A 14,010-nucleotide genomic window follows, 5' to 3' on the forward strand; every position below is an offset into this window, starting at 1 on the left:
TGTATGACTACAACGCACCTACTTCTTTCAAAACTGCTTCAATACCTTTTTTATTGATAGTACGAAGAGCTGAAGTAGCCAATTTAATTTCTACCCACTCGTTCAAAGAAGGAATAAAAAACTTCTTTGTTTGCAAGTTTGGATAAAACTTACGCTTGGTTTTATTGTTAGCGTGCGATACGTTATTACCAACTCGTGTTCTTTTGCCCGTAATTTCACAAACTCTGGCCATGACAATTGTTGTTTTCAGAATGAGGGTGCAAAAGTCGTAAATTTTCAAAAAAATAACAAGCCTTTTCTAAAAAAAGACTAGCCAAAGAGGTCGCCCGTCCTAAATTTAGGGACAATTCCTAGGTGTCGATAGGCTTTTTCAGTGGCTTCCCGTCCCCGTGAAGTACGTTTTATAAACCCTTCTTGAATCAAAAAAGGCTCATAAACTTCCTCGATTGTCTCGGCTTCGTCGCCGCAGGCGGTTGCAATTGTCGTAAGTCCAACAGGCCCTCCTTTGAATTTATCAATAATGGTGCTCAAAATGCGAATATCCATCTCGTCGAGGCCATGTTGATCTACATCAAGGGCTTTGAGGGCAATCTCCGCAATTTCAACCGTGATTCGACCTTGGCCTTTCACTTGGGCAAAATCGCGGGTGCGACGCAACAAATTATTGGCAATACGCGGGGTACCACGACTACGACGAGCAATTTCAAAGGCTCCATCGTCTTCAATCGGAGTGCCTAAAATGGCAGAAGACCTTTTTACAATGGACGATAGCAACTTCGCATCGTAATATTCTAGGCGGCAGTTAATTCCAAAGCGTGCCCGCAACGGCGATGTAAGCAAACCCGCGCGGGTGGTGGCACCAATCAGGGTAAAGGGGTTTAGACTAATCTGAATACTCCGTGCGTTCGGCCCCGAGTCGAGCATAATGTCGATTTTGTAGTCTTCCATGGCCGAGTACAAGTATTCTTCCACAATCGGGTTGAGGCGATGAATCTCGTCGATAAACAGCACGTCGTTGGGTTGGAGGTTGGTCAATAACCCCGCCAAATCGCTTGGTTTATCTAGGACGGGACCCGACGAAGTTTTCATGGTAGAACCCAATTCGTTGGCAATGATATTGGAAAGGGTAGTTTTTCCCAAACCTGGAGGCCCGTGAAGAAGTACGTGGTCGAGCGGTTCGCCGCGTTGTTTGGCCGCTGTTACAAAGATCCGAATGTTTTCAAGAATCTTGTCTTGCCCCGCAAAATCACTGAATGACAGTGGCCGTAATGCCTTGTCAATTTCTTTTTCGATGGGCGAAAGTGGCTCTTTATTTCCTGATAGATAATCTTGACGCATACATCAAAGATACGTTAAAATGGTGAATAGCCGAAGTCTTTGTGGACAAAGCGGTGTTTTACTACAAAAAACTAATCTCCTGCAAAGAACAGTCCTTTGATATAACTTTCCCACGGTTCGTTTTTGTTGAGACGTAGCCATCCGATGAGCCCAAAATCGGTACGAACCAGAAAATGTTCTTCTAGTTCAAAATCAGGGCGGCCAAATTCGGCCATCACTACTTCGACTTTGTAGCCTTTGGGGAGGCTGGCTACTACTTCTTTAGAGGTTTTGTCTTTGTACAAAGTAAGCTCTTTCAACGCCACTGATTGTAAACCCACGTGGTAAAAAGGTTGGGTAATTTCGGCGATGGTATCGTTCTTGATTTGAAATTTCCGACGTTTATCAAACAGGTTATTGGTATGGCCACTGACGTAAAAAGTGGTGCTATTGGTTAGAAATAGCTGCAACCCATTGACCATTCCTAGGGTTTTGCCCGATTTAGTTGCAATCATAAAATTGGGGTCTTCACTGGGCCCGTGCGAAAACAACACATACAGCGAATCACTGATTTGGGGATGCTTAAAACTAGCCAATCGCTCATAAACAGGTGCATCAGGGTCGGGGCAATACCAAGGGCTATTTTTGGGAAACTGTGTGCATTTTTTGCGACTGAGCTTGGCATTGGCTTTATCGTAGCCAAACACCACGGAGTTCATGCCGCCGTCGATACGGATTTTGGTCAGTTGTGGGAAATAATTGGGGGCTTGCCCAAAGGTGATATGCGCCACCAAACCACAGAGAATCAAGGTTGTAAATAGATTTTTCATAAAGGTTGATTAGAGAGAAACGCTAAATCGCTTGCCAAGCTCTTCCAATGACTGCACAACGGGGTCGAGCAAATCGAGTCCGTTTTCAAGGCGGTCGGCTTCGATGGCGCGTTCGGGGTCGCCAGGAATCAAGACTTGCTTGCCCTCAACGGCCTCGGCCGAGCGAAAACGGCGGATCCAGGTGTCCATGTGGGCTTTAAACTCGTCGGCTGGGCGGAAACCATCTATGCGCATCGCGCCAAAAAAGTGCCCAGTTCCTTTTCCCACGCCTTCGTTGGCAGTCATAAAACCTGCGGTAGCAAAAGGTGGTACCCAAGGCCCGTAATTAGCTCCCGACAATACGCCCGAAAAAATATCAACAATGGCGCCCAGCCCGTAGCCTTTGTGGCTACCGTGTTCTCGGTCAGAGCCGAGCGGAAGCAATGCCCCACCGTTTTTAATGGGGTTGGAATCGTCGGTAATATTTCCTGCCGAATCTTGTGCCCAGCCAAGGGGGGCGGGGAGGTTTTTGCGTTGTAAAATTTCAAATTTACCGTAAGCTGCCGCCGTACTGGCAAAATCGGCGACAAAGGCAGGTTCTTCTTGGGCAGGAACGGCCACGGCAATGGGGTTGGTACCGAGCATTTTTTCCAATGAAAACGTGGGGGCAACCAGCGGCGCGGCGTTGGTCATGGCCATGCCTATCATGTCGTGCGGGAGGGCGAGCATGGCATGGTAGCCCGCAATGCCAAAGTGGTTGGAATTTTGCACCGAAATCCAGCCCGAACCTACGTTTTTGGCTTTTTCAATGACAATTTCCATGGTTTTTGGCCCAACAACCAGACCCACTCCCGCGTCACCATCGACGACGGCGGTGCTGGGAGTTTGATGTACGATTTTAATGGTTGGGGTAGGGTTGAGCCGTTCGTGGTCAAACAGCCTCACGTAACCTGCCAAGCGAGCGATGCCGTGCGAATCAACCCCGCGTAAGTCGGCGGCTATAAGGACAGTGGCGGCTAGTGTCGCATCTTCTTCCGAAAAACCGATGCTTTGGAATATATTTTTGGTAAAAGTTCGTAGTTGTTCAGCAGAAAACATAGTGAAAAGTAGCTTGAAATTGTTTGGGCGCAAATGTCGCAAGAAATGCACGAAAGTAAAATAGTCTGCTTCTTGGCTTTGGATACGAACAGTCAAACTAATTTTAACGATGTATAAGCTAGTACTTTCACTCGCCCTGTTGATGGGAACTTGGGTCGCTCAAGCCCAAACGCAAAATGCCCTTTCGTCCCAAGAAAAGAAACAAGGATGGGAATTGTTGTTTAATGGTAAAGATGTGTCGGGCTGGCATACGTACGGTAGCAAAGGCGTAGGAACGGCGTGGAAAGTGGAAGGTGATGCCCTCAAACTAGACGTGCCTACCCGTGCGGGGAATAAAGCCCCTAATGGCGGCGACATTGTTTCAAATGTGCTTGTTTCGGGAGATTTTGAGTTTAAAGCCGACTGGAAAGTAAGCCCATTGGCCAATAGTGGTATTTTCTTTTTTGTGAAAGAAGCGGAGCAGTATAAAAACATGCACAATACGGGACTTGAGCTTCAGGTGTTGGATGATAAGATTTACGAAGGAGCGGCCGAAAATAAACACCGTGCGGGCGATTTCTTTGGTGTCGCCAACGCACGTCTCCGTGAAATAAACCCTGTAGGTGAGTGGAATCAGGTGTACGTGGTGTTTCGGAAAAATAAATTGACGATTACGCTCAATGGCTTTGTCGTTCAAGAACATGACTTATCAAGTGCTGATTGGAAGCAACGGATAACTAATAGTCCGTTGAAAAATGCGCCCATTGCCCAAAATCAACTCACGGGTGTCATTGGCTTACAAGACTGGGGAAGTACGGTTTGGTACCGAAACATTAAACTTCGGAAGTTGAAGTAGGCTGAGGCATTGCCTGAAATTTTTCTCGCAGATTAGCACAGATTTAAAGCCGCAGATGTCCGTAGGAAAAGGGCTTCACAAAGCCATTATTCTGCGGACATCTGCGGGCGAAAAATTCAAATTACCATGTATTTAGCCGCTCTAAGAGTTCTTTACCTTGCTTCTTACTTGAAATGGGCATTCTGATTTTGTATAAATCTTTGCCAAGTGGAGTCCCTTGTTGAGGACTTTCAAGAAGTTTATTCTTTAAATTTTGAATGTCCTTAACCAAAGAAGGGTATTTTTTGTATAAATACTTAAATTCCTTTTCGAAGGCTTCAAGAGGGATTATTTTCCAATTCATCTAAAAATTGGTCTAAAGTTTTTAACTGAACTTCACCTTTAATCGCTTTATTAAGCTGTTCCATACGGCCCTCGAACGAATCAAGAAACTCTTGCTTTTTACGCTTTTTTACGTCGTTCTTCCGTACTTCGTTTTTTATTTTCATTCGGTTCAAGACCGACTGTACAAATTGAAGTTCCTCCTCATTTCTTGGTTTGACAATCAGTTCCATAAGTGTGATTCTTTATCAAAAATAGGAGTTTTTAGTGAAAATTTGACTGTTAAAAACAACCTTACCGCTTCATCGCTATGCGATACAGCACCACGGCCATCGCTGTAAACAAACCTGCGCCGAGGAGTTGATACCCACCTTCGCCGAGGGTCGAAGCAAGTGCATGTTCGAGGTTGATGTTGGCAAGGGCATTAAAAATACTGTCGTTGACTGAGAGAAGAGCTACAACCACGCCCGCCAACGCACCACCTGCCACCAATCCCGTCGAAAACAAATTCCCTTTGCCCAAGTCGGCGTCTTCTTCTTCAATGCCTTGGCGTTTTGAGTTCCAATTGACAAACGCTTTGACGCACCCACCTGCAAAAATGGGCAAAGTCGTTGAGAGAGGAAGGTACAAACCCACGGCAAACGAAAGCGCGTTGACTCCCATGATTTCGATGGTGAGGGCAATAAAAACACCTACTAATACAAACTGCCAATCGAGGTTAAACGATAAAAGTCCTTTGATAAGGGTGGCCATCAAAGTGCCCTGAGGAGCAGGAAATTTGTCGGTACCAATTGCGTGCTGAATGCCTTGAGCAGCCAAGTCGGGAGTAGGCGTATCGAGCAATTTGACAGTTGCTCCAATCACCAACGACGATACAATAACCCCGATGAAAAGAGCAATTTGCTGATAACGCGGCGTAGCACCCACCAAATACCCCGTTTTGAGATCTTGTGAGGTGTTTCCTGCATTAGCGGCAGCGATGCAAATCATTCCCCCAATGACCAAAACGGCAGGTTCGTACATTTTTCCTGTTAATCCAAACCCAATAAAAACCAGCGAAGTAGCCATGATGGTAGCAATGGTCATTCCCGAAACGGGCGACGAGCTTGATCCAATAATGCCGACAATGCGGCTGGCGACGGTGACGAAGAAAAACCCAAAGACTACGACCAAAACCGCAATCAAAAACTTTGTTAAGAAGCCGTCGCCAGGAATTTGAGGGAGAATGACCATCAAAATCACTAGGGCTAAACAACCAAAAAGAACCACTTTAAACGACAAATCTTGTTCGGTACGGAGGCGAGTGGCATCAGCACCTGCTTTCATTGAGGCTAAACTCTGACTGAAGGAAGAAACAATGGTAGGAATGCTTTTTATCAACGCCATAAAACCACCCGCCGCCACGGCACCTGCGCCAATCTGACGGATGTAAGCGCGATAAATGGCCGATGCAGTGTCAGTAAAGCTGTGAGAATCAGGGTTCCAGCCACCTGGGCCGCCTGCGGTAGCGAGGTCTTTGAGGTAGCCTAACTTGATGAGTTGTTCGGCGATGGTATCGGCAGGGACGAGGGTAGCCAAAAGGGGAATTAGACCCAGCCATGCCAAAAGTCCGCCACCTACCAACACGGCCGAAATACGGAAGCCAATGATGTAACCTACGCCCAAATATTCGGGGGTGATTTCACCGCTTACGACGGCCGATGGGAAAATTTTGCTGGCTTGGGACGAGGCCAGTTTGGGTACTTCGGCAATCACGTGTAAGATTTTTTGGAAAAAAGCATACAACATGGCCACGCCCAGTCCCTGATAGGCTGTTTTGGCAAGGTCACCGCCTTTTTCACCCGCAATAAGCACCGAACCGCAAGCCGTCCCTTCGGGGTAGGGCAGGGTGCCATGTTCTTGGACAATCAGCGACCGCCGCAACGGAATCATCATAAATGTGCCCAGGAATCCGCCTAAAATCGCTAACGTGAGGATGGTCCAGTAATTGAAAAAATCAGCTCCTATGCTTTTGCCTTCCTCGGTCATGGAAAGGAACAAAAAGCCAGGTAAAGTAAAGACCACACCAGAGGCGATGGATTCGCCCGCCGAACCCGTGGTTTGGATGATGTTGTTTTCGAGGATGGTGGTGCCTAAAAATCTGCGACCCAGCGAGATAGCCAAAACGGCAATGGGGATAGAGGCCGAAACCGAAAGCCCCGCTTTGAGCGATAAATATACCGTAGCAGCGCCGAATAATACGCCAAAAATAGCACCCATGACGACCGATTTGACGGTGAATTCGGCGACGCTACTTTCGTTGGGAACGTAGGGTTTGAAGTCTTTTGATTCCATGGAATTTTAAGGTTTAGGAGATAAACCTTAAAGATAGCATTGAAATAGAAAACCGCAATTAGGTTTCCAAAATCAGCAGCATGGCATCGTTCGATAATGCTTCAAACTCCACCTCCGTCACCGACGAAAGCGATAAACCATCGCGGGCATGAAGCAGGCGGTTTTGGACTTCAAATGCACCCTCGATCACAAAAACATACACTCCTTTTCCTGCTGATTGCACTTGATAAATATCCTCTGCCCGCCCGTCATAACGCCCGATGAAACCTGGCACACACGCATTAAAAAGAGGAAGCAACTGATTCTTTTGCGAAAAATCAAACGTATTTATTTCTGTTTTTGGGGTAAAATCTTCTTGCGGACGCTTTAGCCAAATGTGCAAAAAATTGACCAGATGGTCAGGATACGGGTTGGTGACTTTGTATCTCATCCCTTCCTTTGCCGAAAAAACTTGTACTTGCCCAGCTTCTATAAAACCCGTTTGGTTAAGACTATTTTCGTACTCCAAAGCCCCAACCAACGGAATTAAGACCACATCCGTCGCTTGGTCAACTGTCATTTCGATGCTACGTTCGTAATCTAGGGTGTCGTCGTTCAGCACGCGCAAAGCACCAAATGGCCCACGGTTTTCGGCCTTATAGGCTCCAAAATTGAAACTGTGGTAGCTCCGAAACCAGTCGAGTTGTGAAACCCCGCGTTGGTCGGCTAAAAAAATAATGGCGTTGGTTTGGGGCATCATGATTTATGAATCAATATAATGGGTTACGCGCTTACAACAATGGTGTGGGTTAAAGTATATCCATTGGCAACACTTCCCGAAAGCGTTGCAAGCTCGTTGGCATACCCGTCTCCAAATACGTTATCTTTTTCGTTGGTCGTATCTGCTTTGCCTTTTTTATAGTAGTTGGTAGCAGTTGTAAATACTGTATCACACACGTCGGCAGGAAAGGCAATTTGGGTTACTAACAACGACTTACCCGTCGAATCATAAATGTGTACGTGAATATGTACCGCCCGTCCTGAATACCAACCAGGGAAAATAGTGGTAAAACCTACATTGCCCGACGTATCGGTCGTCTGGCGTCCCCGTAAAAAATGAACTGACGTGTAGTTGGTACTCTGCATACCTGTACCGCCGTATTCTGAGTAGTTGCCGTCGGCATCGCAGTGCCAAATATCCACCAACGCTCCCGCGAGATTTGTACAGTTGTTATTTTTGTTTTTGATGTTAATCGCCACTGTCATCGGAAGCCCTGAGCGGTCAGAACGGATGTCTTTCAATACCAAAGAGCTAGGAGTTTTGGTAGGAAACGGCCCTTCGGTTTCTGAATTTGTTACTGTACAGTTAGAGCTCGAAGAGCCATTGGTAGAGCCTTGCGATGTCGTAGAACCCGAAGTTGACGTGGTAGGGTCAACGGTGTCTTTGCTACAGGCACTTACGAGGGGTGTTACTGCTGCAATTCCTAAAAGTGACAAGCTTCTTTTCAAAAATTCCTTGCGTTCCATGTTCGTTTGATTCGTTTGAATGAGTGATTTTAATTACCTATACGTACAAGGCATTTGCAACGTTGTGCAAAAAGCTTTTTTTGAGGTAAAGGGCTCAAATGTTGCGGTAAACACTGGTCAGACGATAGTCAGACCAATTGGTGTGCCTGTGCCCTTCGTGGTCTGACTATCGTCTGACCACGGTGCAATTGGAATATATTCAGTGATTTTACTACAAAAAAATCCCCCTTACTAGATAATCTCAGCAAGGGGGAGAGGAAACCTTAGAACAATTTATAGGGTATGAGCAGGCTTTGCAAACGAGTTTTTTACCATTTTTTTATCAAAAGTTTGGTTAAGAATTACTTGCTCTGTTGATAAACGCGCATTGGTAGCCACCGTAAAACTTCCCGTTTGGATATAATTTAAGGCCGAGGCCAGACAGCTTTCTTGGGTATCTCCCCAGTTTTTGGTCAACCCATCCGATACGGCTGCATCCACGGCCAATCCTGTGTAATAATCACCCACATTTTGGGCATTGACAGTCTTAAACGCAATCGGAGCAATGACGTAATCCATCACCTCAAAACCATACATGCCTACAGGTTTTCCGTGCGTAGTACTACCAATCGTTTTCACGTCGAGGTAAGGTTTCAGGTTGTTGATAAGCAACTCCGAGGCCGAAGCCGTTGCGGCAGAGGTGATAAAGAAAATACGAGAGAGATTCAGTGAACCTGTTTTAGAAAAACGAATTGTTTCGTTCCACTGCGAAAGTTTAGCGTTATGTAGATAGCTAAACATCACCGATGATTTGGTAACACTCGTAGGGGCAAGTGCATTGGCTAGCATAACTTGGGTTTCTACATCCCCGCCACCGTTATAGCGCAAATCTACCACGAGCTCATTGACGCCCGCGCTTTCAAAACTACTCAACACGGTTTTTAGCTCATTTTGCGACGGCGTTCCTGTAAAACTATTAAATACCAAATACCCGACTTTTCGCCCTGCCACATCGTACGTTTTAGTGTAAAGAACAGTATTCATCGTGTAAGTCGCGGCCGTTAGCGCAACTGTGGACGTAGTTGCGTCCGATTTTTCAAATCCAAACGTGGTGGAAGTGGCGTCATAGAATGCACTAACGATGGCATCATCCGTCATTGATTTCACCGACTGACCATTGAGCGTCGTCAGTTTCCAGCCCCGTTCTACCCCAGCTTTTCCCGCTGGCGACTGCGCATATACATAGCGTACACGAAGGTCGTTGTTGGCATCGTATTTTATCCAAAACCCAAAATCTTGTGTTTCACCATCCGAGAAATAACTATTGAAGGTACTCGCTTTTTCGACAAACGACCAACGATCCAGCGTTTGATACGTACGCAATGCGTCCATCTCACTTTCTGGATCGGCATACGAACGTGGATTGAACGTAGTTGGAAGTTTGTCGTACCACAAATACACATCTTGCATATACAACCACAACGAATCTCGAATATCGGCCGTGGTAGTGGAGGTGTTCGATGAAGTACTACCCGTGCTAGTTTGGGGGTCTAACTCGTTCTGCTTGCAACTAAAAAGGGCAATACAAAACGCCACAATCATCCCAATAGTAAGTTTTGCCATGTTGCTCATGATACTGTTTTTTGTTTTAGTGAAGGAGAAAAAAAACAGGGAGATGTCTGGCAAATTCGGTCGATGCTCAAAAGTGGATGATTGCGTTAACAATTGCTGTTACGCATCTCCTCGTACTAGCGTTGCAGAAAACTGTGCCCGTGGTTTTGAGAAACCACGGGCACAGCAACGAAACCGCTTCCACTTACTAGGAAGAAAAGCGTTTGAAAAATTCTGCTTCGTAGCTATTTCCGATAGGAATTTCGTCGCCGCCTAACGTAATCACCTTATTACGAACGTTTTCGATACGTCGTAGTGGGACAATAAACGATCGGTGCACCCGTATAAAATCCCGTGAAGGTAATTTTTCGGTCATGCTTTTCATTGTCATCCGCGCGACGATAGGCTTGGCATTTTCTAGGTGGATTTTCAAATAATCATCTAGCCCTTCGATAAATACGATGTCCGAGACCGCAACTTTATACGTACTATAATCTGCTTTTATGTACAAATATTCCACCACCGTCTCAGATTTTTTGATAAACTGAGAATACTCCAGCGCTTTTTGAGCACCCTGCTGAAAACGTTCGAAAGTAAATGGTTTAAGGAGATAATCAATTGCCTTGAGATTAAAGCCCTCTACGGCATATTCGGCGTAGGCAGTTGTAAAAATCACCATCGCTGCCTTTGGTATAGATTTGTAAAAATCAATACCCGACATGGCAGGCATATTGATGTCTAAAAACAACAAATCAATTTCGTTTTGAGCCAAATAGGCCAACGCCTCATCCGTACGTGAAAATGTCTTTTGAAGAGCGAGAAACGGCACTTGGCCACAAAAATGAGTGATTATGCGTAGCGCAGGCGGTTCGTCGTCGATTGCAATTGTCTTTAGCATAATTGAGGTAGGGGCTAGATGCTTGTTTTTTTCAAATATAAAAACAATCGGGTTGTGAGCAACCCGACACACACACACAATCCGCCTTTATCGTAGGCGCAAACGTAAATCAACCGTAAAGCTTTCGGCTTCATCCCCAATTATCAATTCATAATCATTAGGGTATAACAACTCTAATCGCGTTCTTGTGTTTTCAATACCTATCCCACTCGACACTTCTTCATCGTAAAACACCCTCACTTTTTTGTTAAATGTAGTTAAGTGTAACACCCCTTCTTTCACCGAAATTCGTACACGAATCAGCGATTTTTCTTGAGGATTTACGCCGTACTTAAACGCATTTTCGATAAACGAAATCAGCAGCAGTGGGGCTATTTTGTAGCCATTTGAGTGGCCTTCAACGGCAAAATCTACCTCTACCGTATCATCTAGTCGAAGTTGTTGAAGAGCCACGTAATTAGTGACGTACCCAAGTTCGTGCTCCAGTGCTACCCAATCGGTATCAGCTTCGCGCATTACGTACCGCATCAGCGACGACAATCTCACGACAGCATCGGCGGTATGGGGGGATTGAACAATCGCCAATGAATAAATACTATTGAGCGTATTGAATAGAAAATGCGGGTTGATTTGAGCCTTCAAAAAAGACAATTCCGTATTCAGCTTCTCTCGCTCCGACTGACGCAAACGGTTATTGATACTCAACGCCAACGACACAAATACACCTACTAAATACAAAAACAAAGCATGGCTTAACTCAAACCCCACAGGCGGCTTATTTTTTTTTATCATTTCTTCTAAAGGCAGCGACTGGTTGGGAGGTGGGTGGTGCTCCATAGTAGAAGGTGGTGGTGGATGGTGATGCTCCATAGGAGCCCCTTGATACAACTGAGGCCCCACCATTGTGCGGTCGATTGAGGCCAGAAGCAGAAAAATAATTCCAAAAAATACCCCCACACTCAGCGCGTATTGAACATACTTTTGGGTAAAATACAAACGAGGAATCAAGTAATAATAGTTGAGATAAAAAAAACCGAACATGAGCAGGTAAGCAAGAAAACTCGTTAGCTCATGCGGGTTCGTTGTTATACTTAGCAGCTGTGCCAATCCATTGGGGGCAAATATGTAAGGGAGAGTCACAAAAGCCACTCCACCTACGATATGAGACAGTAGTTGCGACAAAGGGCTTTTCACAAAAGGATATTTTTTGGGAAAATTAGAAGTACCCTTTGTTCCTCCCAAATTCTTGCGGTCATCAGGCATAATTTGTCGGCAGATAAGTATTTATGAGGTAGGTTTTGGTTTTTGGTATAGATACTCCTACTTTGTCCCCAAATCCTATAATTGTTTGTTCTGTAGTTATGGCCAACGAAGTACTTCTGCAAATTAGCAGTAAACTGAAAGATTACCGCAAGTCGAAAGGAATAACGATTCAACAATTGGCAGATCGTGCCCAAGTAAGCAAGGGGCTTATCTCGCAAATTGAAAACAATCGGACGATTCCTTCCTTATTGGTACTTATCAACCTCATTCGTTCTCTAGGGGTGGATTTGAACGATTTTTTCGCCGACGTAGAACAAGCTTCCGAAGCCAAAGTGTTGGTCAAACGCAGTAGTGAGTATCAGTCGTTTGAAAAAGAACAATCCAAAGGTTTTTTGTACAAACGCATCATGACGCGCAACATCCAAAGTCTTCCTACCGACATCGTTATTTTGGAACTAGCCCCCAAAGCTACCCGCGCTTTCATGGTCAAAACCAATGCCTACGAATATAAATACATTATTAGCGGAGAAGTAGAATACACCGTAGGCGACCAAAAATATACGTTACGCGCAGGAGATTCTATTTTCTTTGACGCTAACCTCCCGCACAAACCCGTCAACGTAGGTGACACCACGGCTTCGATGCTCGTTATGTATTTCTTTAAAGAATAGTATATATTTTTCACCTTAAACCTTTACTACCATGAGTCATTTAATCTATGTATTGATTGTTGGTGCAATTTCAGGATGGTTGGCTGGTCAAATTAGACGCGGATTTGGATTTGGCCTTTTTGGAAATATCGTAGTAGGAATTGTGGGAGCGTTTGTCGGGAATTGGGTCTTTGGCCAGCTTGGCGTCTCGTTGGGCGCAGGTTTATTAAGTACGATTCTCACCTCCGTTATCGGGGCATTATTGGTGTTATTTATCATTGGCCTCATTAAAAAGTAGAGCGTTTATCAACATTTTATACCCAAATAGCCCGTATTTTGCGGGCTGTTTTATTTTAGTCACCCCATTTCCTGTTTTTAGTAGTATGAAACCTTTTATTGTTCTCGCCTTTTTCCTCGTATCGCTATTTGTACATGGTCAATCCGTACGTCCAACTACGGAATCCGTCGCAAAACACATTCAGTTTTTGGCTTCTGATAAAATGAAAGGACGGGGTACTGGAAGCAAAGAGAATAAAAAAGCAGCGGCGTATATTGTCAAACAATTTAAAAAAAATGGGCTCACGCCCCTCGGTACCGATGGCTTTTTGCAACCTTTTACGGCCAAAGTACGCCGTATTGTGGTACCCGACAGTATTCGTTCCGCTTCTAACGTGATTGGTTTTCTGGACAATGGTGCCCCATATACCATCGTTATCGGTGCGCATTACGACCACTTGGGCGAAGGCCGTCAGGGAAGTCTGCGTGACGCTAACGCCGTAGGGCAAATTCACAACGGTGCCGACGACAACGCATCGGGGGTGGCGGGTTTGTTAGAATTGGCCCGTTATTTTGCCAAAAATGACGTCAAAGAGCCCTATAATTTCTTGTTTATTGCTTTCGGAGCCGAAGAACTTGGGCTCGTTGGGTCACGTTACTTTGTGAATAACCCGACGTTGCCTTTGGATAAAATCAACTTTATGGCCAACATGGATATGATTGGCCGCTATGCTCCCGACCGTGGCGTAGGTATTGGGGGCTACGGAACGAGTGATGCCTGGCCCGCAATTTTTAAGGAAGTGAATGGCGGAAACGTCAAATTTTTTACGGACAATTCGGGTAGCGGTGGCGCTGACCATGCATCTTTCTATGCCAAAAAGATTCCTGTTTTGTTTTTCCACACGGGAGGACACGACGACTACCACAAGCCCACCGACGACTTTGAGAAAATAGACTTAGTTTCCGAAGTAGGTATCTTAAACATTGAAATTCAACTCATCGAAAATGCGATGAAGTTACCAAAATTAAATTTTACAGAAGTGAAGTAACCTATCTCGTCTCGTTATATTTATTGGGTTTGGTGCTTTATTCAGAATAAACACCAAATTCCTT

16 protein-coding genes are annotated in these 14,010 nt (G+C 45.2%); 4 read left to right on the top strand and 12 right to left on the bottom strand.

Features of this window, described 5'->3' with window-relative positions; all coding sequences use genetic code 11:
• Positions 1-7 precede the first annotated feature (7 nt).
• From rpmB to AC23P2_RS09295, 4 genes are all read right to left on the bottom strand, one after another.
• Positions 8-232, bottom strand: coding sequence for a 50S ribosomal protein L28 (gene rpmB, locus AC23P2_RS09280; RefSeq protein ID WP_028525126.1), 225 nt, complete (start codon positions 230-232; stop codon positions 8-10).
• 77 nt (positions 233-309) lie between these two features.
• The gene (gene ruvB / locus AC23P2_RS09285; protein WP_487772934.1) at positions 310-1,338 is read right to left on the bottom strand and encodes a Holliday junction branch migration DNA helicase RuvB; all 1,029 of its coding nucleotides are present in this window, start codon (positions 1,336-1,338) and stop codon (positions 310-312) included.
• A 71-nt stretch (positions 1,339-1,409) separates the two neighbouring features.
• Positions 1,410-2,147 (bottom strand): hypothetical protein, encoded by a 738-nt coding sequence (locus AC23P2_RS09290; protein ID WP_487772935.1) that lies wholly within the window; start codon positions 2,145-2,147, stop codon positions 1,410-1,412.
• A 9-nt stretch (positions 2,148-2,156) separates the two neighbouring features.
• On the bottom strand, positions 2,157-3,224 hold the full coding sequence (locus AC23P2_RS09295; protein WP_487772936.1) for an Ldh family oxidoreductase: 1,068 nt from the start codon (positions 3,222-3,224) through the stop codon (positions 2,157-2,159).
• Between the two features lie 109 nt (positions 3,225-3,333).
• On the opposite strand from AC23P2_RS09295, the gene AC23P2_RS09300 reads away from it, so the two are divergent.
• Positions 3,334-4,059, top strand: a complete 726-nt coding sequence (locus AC23P2_RS09300; protein WP_487772937.1) for a 3-keto-disaccharide hydrolase — start codon at positions 3,334-3,336, stop codon at positions 4,057-4,059.
• 121 nt (positions 4,060-4,180) lie between these two features.
• Here AC23P2_RS09300 and AC23P2_RS09305 read toward each other — a convergent pair whose 3' ends face one another.
• From AC23P2_RS09305 to AC23P2_RS09340, 8 genes are all read right to left on the bottom strand, one after another.
• Complete coding sequence (locus AC23P2_RS09305; protein ID WP_487772938.1) at positions 4,181-4,402, bottom strand: hypothetical protein; 222 nt, start codon at positions 4,400-4,402, stop codon at positions 4,181-4,183.
• Entirely contained in the window at positions 4,377-4,613 is a 237-nt protein-coding gene (locus tag AC23P2_RS09310) for a hypothetical protein (protein ID WP_487772939.1), read from the bottom strand. Before AC23P2_RS09310 ends, AC23P2_RS09305 begins: the two co-directional genes overlap by 26 nt.
• A 61-nt stretch (positions 4,614-4,674) precedes the next feature.
• Positions 4,675-6,714 carry an OPT family oligopeptide transporter gene (locus AC23P2_RS09315; RefSeq protein ID WP_487772940.1) on the bottom strand — a complete coding sequence of 680 codons (2,040 nt, stop codon included), beginning with the start codon at positions 6,712-6,714 and terminating at the stop codon, positions 4,675-4,677.
• 58 nt (positions 6,715-6,772) lie between these two features.
• Positions 6,773-7,453 (bottom strand): pirin family protein, encoded by a 681-nt coding sequence (locus tag AC23P2_RS09320; RefSeq protein ID WP_487772941.1) that lies wholly within the window; start codon positions 7,451-7,453, stop codon positions 6,773-6,775.
• A gap of 23 nt (positions 7,454-7,476) precedes the next feature.
• On the bottom strand, positions 7,477-8,220 hold the full coding sequence (locus AC23P2_RS09325) for a dioxygenase family protein (RefSeq protein ID WP_487772942.1): 744 nt from the start codon (positions 8,218-8,220) through the stop codon (positions 7,477-7,479).
• A gap of 273 nt (positions 8,221-8,493) precedes the next feature.
• Positions 8,494-9,822: a S41 family peptidase gene (locus AC23P2_RS09330; protein ID WP_487772943.1), complete on the bottom strand. Its 1,329-nt coding sequence runs from the start codon at positions 9,820-9,822 to the stop codon at positions 8,494-8,496.
• A gap of 196 nt (positions 9,823-10,018) precedes the next feature.
• The gene (locus tag AC23P2_RS09335; RefSeq protein WP_487772944.1) at positions 10,019-10,708 is read right to left on the bottom strand and encodes a LytR/AlgR family response regulator transcription factor; all 690 of its coding nucleotides are present in this window, start codon (positions 10,706-10,708) and stop codon (positions 10,019-10,021) included.
• Between the two features lie 87 nt (positions 10,709-10,795).
• Complete coding sequence (locus tag AC23P2_RS09340) at positions 10,796-11,971, bottom strand: sensor histidine kinase (RefSeq protein ID WP_487772945.1); 1,176 nt, start codon at positions 11,969-11,971, stop codon at positions 10,796-10,798.
• Between the two features lie 98 nt (positions 11,972-12,069).
• On the opposite strand from AC23P2_RS09340, the gene AC23P2_RS09345 reads away from it, so the two are divergent.
• The 3 genes from AC23P2_RS09345 (at position 12,070) to AC23P2_RS09355 (ending at position 13,946) form a co-directional block, all read left to right on the top strand.
• Positions 12,070-12,642, top strand: coding sequence for a helix-turn-helix domain-containing protein (locus AC23P2_RS09345; RefSeq protein ID WP_487772946.1), 573 nt, complete (start codon positions 12,070-12,072; stop codon positions 12,640-12,642).
• A 31-nt stretch (positions 12,643-12,673) separates the two neighbouring features.
• Entirely contained in the window at positions 12,674-12,919 is a 246-nt protein-coding gene (locus AC23P2_RS09350; protein WP_028525139.1) for a GlsB/YeaQ/YmgE family stress response membrane protein, read from the top strand.
• A gap of 85 nt (positions 12,920-13,004) precedes the next feature.
• Positions 13,005-13,946 carry a M20/M25/M40 family metallo-hydrolase gene (locus AC23P2_RS09355; RefSeq protein ID WP_487772947.1) on the top strand — a complete coding sequence of 314 codons (942 nt, stop codon included), beginning with the start codon at positions 13,005-13,007 and terminating at the stop codon, positions 13,944-13,946.
• The last annotated feature ends 64 nt before the right edge of the window (positions 13,947-14,010 follow it).

Source organism: Runella sp. R0.1_18 (genome assembly GCF_057652155.1).

What these genes read in the sequence shown, in the direction of transcription:
- AC23P2_RS09340 (WP_487772945.1), bottom strand. Translation starts at nt 11,971, where the DNA reads ATGCCTGATGACCGCAAGAATTTGGGAGGAACAAAGGGTACTTCTAAT.
- AC23P2_RS09300 (WP_487772937.1), top strand. Translation starts at nt 3,334, where the DNA reads ATGTATAAGCTAGTACTTTCACTCGCCCTGTTGATGGGAACTTGGGTC.
- AC23P2_RS09355 (WP_487772947.1), top strand. Translation starts at nt 13,005, where the DNA reads ATGAAACCTTTTATTGTTCTCGCCTTTTTCCTCGTATCGCTATTTGTA.
- AC23P2_RS09305 (WP_487772938.1), bottom strand. Translation starts at nt 4,402, where the DNA reads ATGAATTGGAAAATAATCCCTCTTGAAGCCTTCGAAAAGGAATTTAAG.
- AC23P2_RS09290 (WP_487772935.1), bottom strand. Translation starts at nt 2,147, where the DNA reads ATGAAAAATCTATTTACAACCTTGATTCTCTGTGGTTTGGTGGCGCAT.
- AC23P2_RS09310 (WP_487772939.1), bottom strand. Translation starts at nt 4,613, where the DNA reads ATGGAACTGATTGTCAAACCAAGAAATGAGGAGGAACTTCAATTTGTA.
- AC23P2_RS09295 (WP_487772936.1), bottom strand. Translation starts at nt 3,224, where the DNA reads ATGTTTTCTGCTGAACAACTACGAACTTTTACCAAAAATATATTCCAA.
- AC23P2_RS09330 (WP_487772943.1), bottom strand. Translation starts at nt 9,822, where the DNA reads ATGGCAAAACTTACTATTGGGATGATTGTGGCGTTTTGTATTGCCCTT.
- AC23P2_RS09315 (WP_487772940.1), bottom strand. Translation starts at nt 6,714, where the DNA reads ATGGAATCAAAAGACTTCAAACCCTACGTTCCCAACGAAAGTAGCGTC.
- AC23P2_RS09335 (WP_487772944.1), bottom strand. Translation starts at nt 10,708, where the DNA reads ATGCTAAAGACAATTGCAATCGACGACGAACCGCCTGCGCTACGCATA.
- ruvB (WP_487772934.1), bottom strand. Translation starts at nt 1,338, where the DNA reads ATGCGTCAAGATTATCTATCAGGAAATAAAGAGCCACTTTCGCCCATC.
- AC23P2_RS09325 (WP_487772942.1), bottom strand. Translation starts at nt 8,220, where the DNA reads ATGGAACGCAAGGAATTTTTGAAAAGAAGCTTGTCACTTTTAGGAATT.
- rpmB (WP_028525126.1), bottom strand. Translation starts at nt 232, where the DNA reads ATGGCCAGAGTTTGTGAAATTACGGGCAAAAGAACACGAGTTGGTAAT.
- AC23P2_RS09350 (WP_028525139.1), top strand. Translation starts at nt 12,674, where the DNA reads ATGAGTCATTTAATCTATGTATTGATTGTTGGTGCAATTTCAGGATGG.
- AC23P2_RS09345 (WP_487772946.1), top strand. Translation starts at nt 12,070, where the DNA reads ATGGCCAACGAAGTACTTCTGCAAATTAGCAGTAAACTGAAAGATTAC.
- AC23P2_RS09320 (WP_487772941.1), bottom strand. Translation starts at nt 7,453, where the DNA reads ATGATGCCCCAAACCAACGCCATTATTTTTTTAGCCGACCAACGCGGG.